Genomic DNA, 8,063 nt, shown 5'->3' with positions numbered 1-8,063 from the left:
CACCCCGACACCCCCGCCCCGCTCAGCGACGTGATGCCCACGGTGCTGGTGCTGGACTTCGGCGCCCAGTACGCACAGCTCATCGCGCGTCGTGTGCGCGAGGCCAACGTCTACTCCGAGGTCGTGCCCGCCTCCACCCCGGCGGCGCAGATCCTGGAGCGCAAGCCCGCGGCGCTGATCCTCTCGGGCGGGCCGTCGTCGGTGTACGAGCCCGGCGCCCCGCAGCTGGATCCGGCGCTGCTCGAGGCCGGGGTGCCCGTGCTGGGCCTGTGCTACGGCTTCCAGTCGATCGCGCACGCCCTCGGCGGCACCGTGGCCAAGACCGGCACCCGGGAGTACGGCTCCACCCGCCTGGACTCGGTGGACGCCGACTCCGTGCTGTTCGCGGGCCAGGACCTCGAGCAGGTCGTGTGGATGTCCCACGGGGACGCCGTGACGCAGGCGCCCGAGGGCTTCGCCGTGACGGCCTCCACCGCGGGCGCCCCCGTCGCCGCGTTCGAGGACCGCGAGCGCCGCATCTTCGGCGTGCAGTGGCATCCCGAGGTGGGCCACTCCTCCCGCGGCCAGCGGGTGCTCGAGCAGTTCCTGCACGTGGGTGCGGGCCTGGGCTCGGACTGGACGGCCAGCGGGGTGATCGAGGAGCAGGTCGAGCGCATCCGCGAGCAGATCGGGGACAAGCGGGCCATCTGCGGCCTGTCCGGCGGCGTGGACTCCGCCGTGGCCGCGGCCCTCGTGCAGCGCGCCATCGGCGACCGCCTCACCTGCGTCTACGTGGACCACGGCCTCATGCGCGAGGGCGAGTCCGCCGAGATCGAGCAGGCCTTCGGCGAGGCCCACGGCGGCGCCCGCCTCGTGATGGTGGACGCGCGCGAGGACTTCCTGTCCGCGCTGGCCGGCGTCACCGACCCCGAGACCAAGCGCAAGATCATCGGCGAGCGGTTCATCCGCACCTTCGAGAAGGCGCAGGCGGACATCGTCCTCGAGTCCGAGCACGACCCGGACGCCACCGAGGTCCGCTTCCTCGTGCAGGGCACGCTCTACCCGGACGTCGTCGAGTCCGGCGGCGGGGACGGGGCGGCCAACATCAAGTCCCACCACAACGTGGGCGGCCTGCCGGACGACATCGAGTTCGAGCTGTGCGAGCCGCTGCGCGAGCTGTTCAAGGACGAGGTCCGCGCCGTGGGCGCCGAGCTCGGCCTGCCCGAGGGCATCGTGCACCGCCAGCCGTTCCCGGGCCCGGGTCTGGGCATCCGCATCATCGGCGAGGTCACCCAGGAGCGCCTGGACCTGCTGCGCCGCGCGGACGCGATCGTGCGCGCCGAGCTCACCGCGGCCGGGCTGGACCGCCAGATCTGGCAGTGCCCGGTGGTGCTGCTCGCGGACGTGCGCTCCGTGGGCGTGCAGGGTGACGGCCGCACCTACGGCCACCCGGTCGTCCTGCGCCCCGTCACCAGCGAGGACGCCATGACGGCGGACTGGGCGCGGATCCCGGACGACGTCCTGTCCCGCATCTCGAACCGCATCACCAACGAGGTCGACGGCGTCAACCGCGTCGTGCTCGACGTGACCAGCAAGCCGCCGGGCACCATCGAGTGGGAGTGAGCGGCGCGTCCGGCGCCGCATCCGGCCGCCCCTGACCGGGGCGGCCGTCCGCACGAAGACCGCCTGGACCCAGGCGACGGAGGAAGGACCGCACGCACGTGACCGAGCAGGAGTTCCCGCGCCTGGCCCGCGCCCGCGCCGCCGCACGCCCCGACGAGGGGCAGACCCGCCCCGACCCGGCCGCCTGGATGTCCTCCCTGGGCTCGGGCGCCGAGAACGACACGATGCTGCGGTTCGCGCCCTCGGCGGCCAACAGCATCGACCTCACGGAGGCGAACTCCTCCGGCGTCTCGCAGCTGCTGCTGGGGCGGCGCACCCGCCTGTCCACCCTGCTGCCGGCCGGCCCGGAGCTGGACGCGGCGCACGAGGTCTCCCTCGGCCTGCGCGCCAAGGTCCGCGAGCTGGCGGAGGAACGCGGCATCGACGTCGGCGCGCTCGCCGTGGGCGTGGCCACGTGGACGGCCGAGGAGGACGGCCGGCGGGAGCGCCGCTCCGCGCCCGTGCTGCTGGCCCGCGTGGCCCTGACGGTGCGCCGCGGCGCCCGGGGCCGGGACGAGCTGGAGGTCCAGATCACCGAGCCGGCCCGCCTGAACCCGGCGCTCGTGCGGAACCTGCGCCGGCACCACGGCATCGCCCTGGACCCCGAGGCGTACCAGCAGGCCGCCTACGCCACGGCGCGCCTCGAGCCCGCCCCCGCGTTCGCCCGCCTGCGCGAGGAGGCCGCCGCGATCGCGGACCTGCACGTCGAGGACCGCCTGCTCGTCTCCACGTTCGCGGACCTGGGGGAGACCGCCTCGCTGCCCGCCTCCCTCGAGGATCTGCCCGTCGTGCAGGCCCTGTACGACGCCGGCACCGGCATGGTGCCGCGCCCGGCGGCGCTGCAGCCCACGGGCGCGCCCGCGGAGGACGACGTCGCCCCGGCGGACGAGCGTCTCGTCCTGGACGTCGACGCCGCCCAGGCGCGCGTGCTCGAGCACGCCGCGGCGGGGGAGTCCCTCGTGGTGGCGGCCGCCCCCGGCACCGGACAGACCCAGACCGCTGCCGCCCTGGCCGCACGCCTGGCCTGGGAGGGCCGGCGCGTGCTGGTCGTGGCCGAGCGCTCCGCCGCCCTGGCCGACGTGCTCGACCGCCTCGAGGAGGCGGACCTGCGCTCGATCGCGCTGGATGTGCCCGCCAACGCGGACCCCGAGCTGCTCCGTCGCCAGCTCGTGCAGGCCGTCCTGCGCTCCGAGCGGGCCGTGGACCCTGACACCGCCCGGGACGAGGCCGCGCTGACCGAACGGCGGCGCCGGCTGCAGGAGCACGTCGGCTCGCTGCACCACGTCCGCCCCCGCTGGGGCTGCTCGCCGTTCCAGGCGATGCAGGCCCTGGCCGCCCTGACCGGGCTCGAGACGCCGCCGGCCACCACCGTGCGCCTCAAGCGCTCCGTGCTGGACTCCACCGTGAACCGGCAGGCCGTGGGCGAGCAGCTCGTGCGCGCCGGGGAGCTCGGCGCGTTCTCCGCCGCCGCCACCGAGAGCCGCTGGTTCGGCGCGCGCGTGCGCAACGTGCAGGAGACCGAGGCCGCCTCGGAGCTGGCCGACGAGCTGGCGGCCGCCCTGCACACCACCCGGCGCGCCGTGGACATCGCCGCCGCCCAGGCCGGCCTGCGCCCCGAGCGCACGGTGGCCGGCTGGGCGGAGCAGGCGGACCTCTACCGCCGCGTGGCCCGCACCCTCACCGAGTTCACCCCCGAGGTGTTCTCCCTCGACGTGCCCCAGCTGGTCGCGGCGACCGCCACCAGCTCGTGGCGGCGCCTCCACCTGGTCGAGATGTCCTCGGTGGCCCGGTCCCGCCTGCGCCGCGCGGCGAAGGACGCGGTCCGCCCGGGCGTGCAGCCCACGGACCTGCACGGCGCCCTCGTGGACGCCGCCGCCGTCCTGGAGGACTGGAACCGTCACGCTGCCGAGCCGGGCACGCCCCCGCAGGTGCCGGACCAGGGCGAGCACGTGATGGGCCACGTCGGCCAGGTGCGCGAGCACCTGCGTCGGCTCGAGGGCGTCCTCGCCCCGGAGGCCGTGGCCGAGGGGCCGCTGGACGAGCGCGACGTGGACGACCTCGTGGCCGCCGTCGACGGGCTGGTGGCGGACCGCGACACCCTGGCCACGCTGCCCGAGCGCACCCTCGTGCTGGACAGCCTGCGCGACCACGGCCTGGCGGAGCTGCTCGAGGACCTGCGCGACCGCGAGGTGCCCACCGAGGCCCTGACCGCCGAGCTCGAACTGGCGTGGTGGCAGTCCGCGCTCGAGGCGATGATCTCCGGGGACGACTTCCTCGCCATGATGAGCGGCACGGACCTGACCGAGGTCGAGCGCGGGTTCCGCGACCTGGACCGCGCCCATCTCGAGCGCGGCGGCGCCCGGCTCTCCGCCGCGCTGGCCGCGCGCTGGCGGGAGGCGCTGCGCACCTATCGCGCGGACGCGGCCGTGCTGCGCACCCTGCTCAAGCAGGGCAGCCCCACGGTCGAGTCCCTGGCCACGATCACCCCCGAGCTCCTGCAGCCGCTCGTGCCGGTGGTCACCACCTCGCCCATGGCCCTGTCCGAGTTCCCCCCGGAGTGGCGCGCCGACGTCGTCGTGCTGCTGGAGGCCGACGCAACCGCCCTGGCCACCGCGATGGGCGCGCTCACCCGCGCCCCCCAGGTGGTGGCCCTCGGCGACCCGGTGATCGGCCGCCCGCAGTCGTTCCAGGTGTCCGTGGACCCGACGGCGACCGCCGGGCCCCTGCGCCCGCTGCGCTCGGCCCACGACGCGCTGGACGAGGTGCTGCCCACCCTGCCGCTGCGCACCGTGCACCGCCCCCTCGAGCGGCGCCTCGTGCGCCTGCTCTCCGCGCTCGCCTATGACGGCGCCCTGGACGCGCTGCCCACCGCGGGCGAGGCCACCGGCCGGGATCGTGCCGTCACGGCCGAGTACCTGCCCGAGGGCACCGGCATCCCGATGACCGGCGGCGACGTGGTCGAGTCCACGAACGCCGAGGTCGCCCGCACCGTGGAGCGGGTGTTCGAGCACATCCGCGACCGGCCCGAGCAGTCTCTGGCCGTGGTCACGGTGTCCGAGCAGCACGCCCGCCGGGTGGCCGCCGCCGTGCAGGCCACGGCCGCGCAGGCGCCGTGGGCCCACGAGTTCCTCGCCCGTGGCCGCGGCGAGGACGCCGCCGACGCCGAGCCGTTCGTGATCGTGCCGGTCGTGCGCGCTGCCTCCGTGGTGCGCGACGCCGTGATCCTCACCCCCGGCTACGGCCGCACCCCGCACGGCCGCGTGGTGCACCACTTCGGCGCCTTCTCCGACCCGGACGGCGAGCGCATGGTCACGGTCGCGCTCACCCGCGCCCGCCGCCGCCTGCACCTCGTCTCCGCGCTGCGCGCCGCGGACCTGGACGAGGACCGGCTCGACGGCGGCGCCCTCTGGTTCCTGCGGCTGCTCGAGGCCTACCTCGGCGAGGACGCCGCGGATCCGGTGGGCATGGTGGACGATCCGCTGCTCGCCGATCTGCGCGACCGGCTCGAGGAGCACGGCGCCCGCGTCCTGCCCCGCTACGGCGGCGTCATGGACCTGGCCGTGCTCGACCCGCGCGCGGAGCAGGACGAGGCGCCCCGTCCGCTGGCCCTGGCCGGCGACGGCGGCGAGGTGTACCGCGCCCTCACGGTGCGGCAGCGCTCGCGGACCCTGCCCGAGGGGCTCGAGGCCCGCGGCTGGGAGCCCCGGACCCTGTGGGCGATCGACGTGTTCGCGGACCCGGAGTCCGTGGCCCGCGAGCTGGCCGACCGGCTGGGCGTGGAGCCGGCGGACGAGACGGACGAGACCGACGACGATGTCCGCTGACGGCGCGCCGCGCCGCCGCGGTCCGCGCCGGGCGGACGCCCCGGGCACCGGCCCGGCCGCCGCCGACGGCCGCGAGCCGCGCCTGCCCGGGATGCCCCGGCTGGCCGGGACGTCGCCGGCGACCGCGCCGACCGGGGACGCGGCCGGGGTCGAGTCCGGCCCGGCCGAGGCCGAGCGCGACCGCTGGCTGCGCGAGCAGCGCCCGCCCCACTGGGGCTGAGCCGGCCCGATCCGGCCGGGTCAGTCCGCGGCGGCGGAGGACGAGGACGACGTCGAGGACGTCGAGGACCCGGCGGCCGAGTCCGAAATCGATCCGCCGGCCGAGCCGGTGCCGGAGCGCGAGTCGGTCCGGTAGAACCCGGAGCCCTTGAAGCTCACGCCGACCGAGCCGTACTGCTTGCGCAGGACGCCGCCGCACACGGGGCACTCGGTGAGGGCGTCGTCGGTGAAGGCCTGGACGACGTCGAAGGCGTGGCCGCAGTCCTTGCAGCGGTAGGCGTAGGTGGGCATGCTCAGCTCCAGCTCGCTCGGGGCGCGCCGGGGCGCGCGGTTCTGGGGGGATCCGACCCCCGATGCTACTCCGCGCCGCGGGCCGGGCTCAGACCCAGCGCAGTCCGGCCGCGGTGACGACGCCGTCCACGGGTCGGTCCGTGGGCTCGGCGGGGATGGCGCCCGCCGGCAGCAGCTCGTCCTCGAACACGAGGGCCACGGTGGGCACGCTCCGCGGCAGCTCGGCGAGGAAGCGGTCGTAGTAGCCCCCGCCCTGGCCCAGGCGCATCCCGTCCTCGGCCACCGCGAGCGCAGGCATGACCACCGCGGTCGCCGCCGCCAGCGCGTCGGTCCCGAGCCGTTCGCCCACGGGCTCGTCCACGGGGGCGTTCGCCGCGCGCGCCGTTACGACGTCCGGGTGCCACGGAGCCCAGCTCAGGCGTCGTTCCGGCTCGATCACGGGGACGAGCACCCGCGCCCCCGCGGCCAGCAGGCGGGTGCGCAGCCCACCGGTGTCCGGCTCGGTGGCCATCGGCAGCACGGTGGCCACCACCGGGGCGGTCCCGTCCGCGGTCGCCGCGGCCACGCGCGGACCCAGCCACGCCCACAGGTGCTCGACGGCGGCCGCGGACTCGGCGGCGCGGCGCGCGGGGGAGCGGTCGCGGCGGGCGGTGCGCAGGCGCGCACGCAGGGCGGCCTTGGCGTCCACGACGTCGTCGACGCCGGCGACGGGGCCCGTGGCGGCGGGCTCGGGCACGGGAGGGGGAGTGCGCATGTCCCCATGATGCCCGCCGCACCGGTGCCGCGCCCGGCCGCGCATAGGATCGACGCCATGTCCTGGCAGCGTTCCCCCTGGCCCGTGACCCTGCGGCACGGCACCCTCGCCCTGCGGCCGCTGCGGAGGCGGGACCGGGAGGCGTGGGAGGAGCAGCGGGCGCACAACCGCGAGTGGCTGACGCCGTGGGACGCCACGAGCCCCGTGCCGGGCGCGAGCCCGGCGTCGTTCGGGCAGATGGTCCGCTGGCACGGCCGCCAGGGCCGGGACGGCAGCGCCTACACGTGGGGCATGGCCCTCGACGACGACCGCCCGGACCGGGACCGCCTGGTGGGGCTGCTGTCCCTGGGCGGGATCCAGTACGGCTCGGTGCTCTCCGGCTCGATCGGCTACTGGATCGACCGTCGCGAGGCCGGCCGGGGGCTGACGCCGACGGCCGTGGCCATGGCGACGGACTGGGCGTTCCGCAGCGCCGGTCTGCACCGGGTCGAGGTCAACATCCGCCCGGAGAACGCGGCCAGCCTGCGGGTCGTGGCGAAGCTCGGCCTGCGCGACGAGGGCCTGCGGCGCGCGTACCTGCACGTGGACGGCGCCTGGCGGGACCACCGGACGTTCGCGGTGACCGCCGAGGAGGTCCCCGACGGCCTGCTGGCCCGGTGGCTGGCCACCCGGCCGCGCCCCTGAGCGGCCCGGCGGGACACGCCGCGTGCGGACACGCCGCGATGGCCGGACCGGTCCGCCCCCGGCGCTAGGCTGACCACATGGACGAGACCACCGCGCCGACGAGGGCCGTGCAGGCCGCGCTCGACGCGCTGGCCGACGCCCGGGTGAGCGCGTCGCTGGTCATCGTGGCCCTCGTGGCCTTCCTGGCCTGGCGGCTCGTGCTGCGCCGCCATCGTCTCGCGTCCGCCCCCGCCCGCCCGTCGATGCCGAGGTCCTTCATGCACCGCCTGCAGAGCTCGCCCGCCGTCCGTGCCCTGACCGCCCGGTTCTCGGGCCGCCTGAGCGCCGCCGCCGCCGACGCGGCGCGCGCCGCCCGCGGCCGGACCGGCCTGCACATCCGGTGGGGGCGCACGGCGCTGTTCCTCGCCGCCCTCGTGGCCCTGCTCGTGTTCCTCGTGGCCGGTCTCGCCGCGGCGTTCGGCGCGGGCACGCTCGCCCTGGCCGGCTGGTCGCTCCTGTTCGCCGCGGCCGGGCTGGCCGGACTGCGGGCCCTCGCGGTCCGCGACCGCACCCGTCGCGCCCGGCCCGCCGCCGCCGTCGTGGTCCCGGAGCGCCCCACCGCCCCGGCGGCCGAGGAGCGGCAGGCCCCGCCCGCGGACCCCGAGCGGGAC

6 protein-coding genes and 1 pseudogene are annotated in these 8,063 nt (G+C 76.9%); 5 read left to right on the top strand and 2 right to left on the bottom strand.

All coding sequences use genetic code 11. From position 1 onward, the window contains the following. The 3 genes from guaA to J1M41_RS06230 form a co-directional block, all read left to right on the top strand. On the top strand, window positions 1–1,602 hold a 1,602-nt coding region (guaA, locus tag J1M41_RS06240), incomplete at its 5' end, for a glutamine-hydrolyzing GMP synthase (RefSeq protein WP_342214076.1). A 98-nt stretch (window positions 1,603–1,700) separates the two neighbouring features. Then, window positions 1,701–5,465, top strand: coding sequence for a DUF4011 domain-containing protein (locus J1M41_RS06235; protein ID WP_206451386.1), 3,765 nt, complete (start codon window positions 1,701–1,703; stop codon window positions 5,463–5,465). Next, a complete protein-coding gene (locus J1M41_RS06230; RefSeq protein WP_192593530.1) occupies window positions 5,455–5,685 on the top strand; it encodes a hypothetical protein in 231 nt (76 codons plus the stop codon). Before J1M41_RS06235 ends, J1M41_RS06230 begins: the two co-directional genes overlap by 11 nt. Before the next feature lie 20 nt (window positions 5,686–5,705). Here the strand turns inward: J1M41_RS06230 and J1M41_RS06225 are convergent, their stop codons facing one another. Beyond that, the gene (locus J1M41_RS06225) at window positions 5,706–5,975 is read right to left on the bottom strand and encodes an FmdB family zinc ribbon protein (protein WP_192593529.1); all 270 of its coding nucleotides are present in this window, start codon (window positions 5,973–5,975) and stop codon (window positions 5,706–5,708) included. Window positions 5,976–6,063: 88 nt separating this feature from the next. Continuing rightward, on the bottom strand, window positions 6,064–6,729 hold the full coding sequence (locus J1M41_RS06220) for a 5-formyltetrahydrofolate cyclo-ligase (protein ID WP_225941366.1): 666 nt from the start codon (window positions 6,727–6,729) through the stop codon (window positions 6,064–6,066). A gap of 57 nt (window positions 6,730–6,786) precedes the next feature. Here J1M41_RS06220 and J1M41_RS06215 point away from each other — a divergent pair, with 57 nt between their 5' ends. Both J1M41_RS06215 and J1M41_RS06210 read left to right on the top strand, forming a co-directional pair. Next, window positions 6,787–7,413, top strand: a complete 627-nt coding sequence (locus J1M41_RS06215; protein WP_206451385.1) for a GNAT family N-acetyltransferase — start codon at window positions 6,787–6,789, stop codon at window positions 7,411–7,413. Between the two features lie 77 nt (window positions 7,414–7,490). Beyond that, window positions 7,491–8,063: pseudogene (locus J1M41_RS06210) on the top strand (hypothetical protein); the annotation flags it as partial.

This window comes from Micrococcus sp. KRD096 (assembly GCF_017168495.1).
GTDB classification, from domain to species: domain Bacteria; phylum Actinomycetota; class Actinomycetes; order Actinomycetales; family Micrococcaceae; genus Micrococcus; species Micrococcus luteus.
This window is presented reverse-complemented; position numbering and strand designations above follow the sequence as displayed.

Excerpts from the sequence above, each read along its gene's own strand:
- J1M41_RS06230 (WP_192593530.1), top strand. The coding sequence starts at position 5,455 with ATGTCCGCTGACGGCGCGCCGCGCCGCCGCGGTCCGCGCCGGGCGGAC.
- J1M41_RS06225 (WP_192593529.1), bottom strand. The coding sequence starts at position 5,975 with ATGCCCACCTACGCCTACCGCTGCAAGGACTGCGGCCACGCCTTCGAC.
- J1M41_RS06220 (WP_225941366.1), bottom strand. The coding sequence starts at position 6,729 with ATGCGCACTCCCCCTCCCGTGCCCGAGCCCGCCGCCACGGGCCCCGTC.
- J1M41_RS06215 (WP_206451385.1), top strand. The coding sequence starts at position 6,787 with ATGTCCTGGCAGCGTTCCCCCTGGCCCGTGACCCTGCGGCACGGCACC.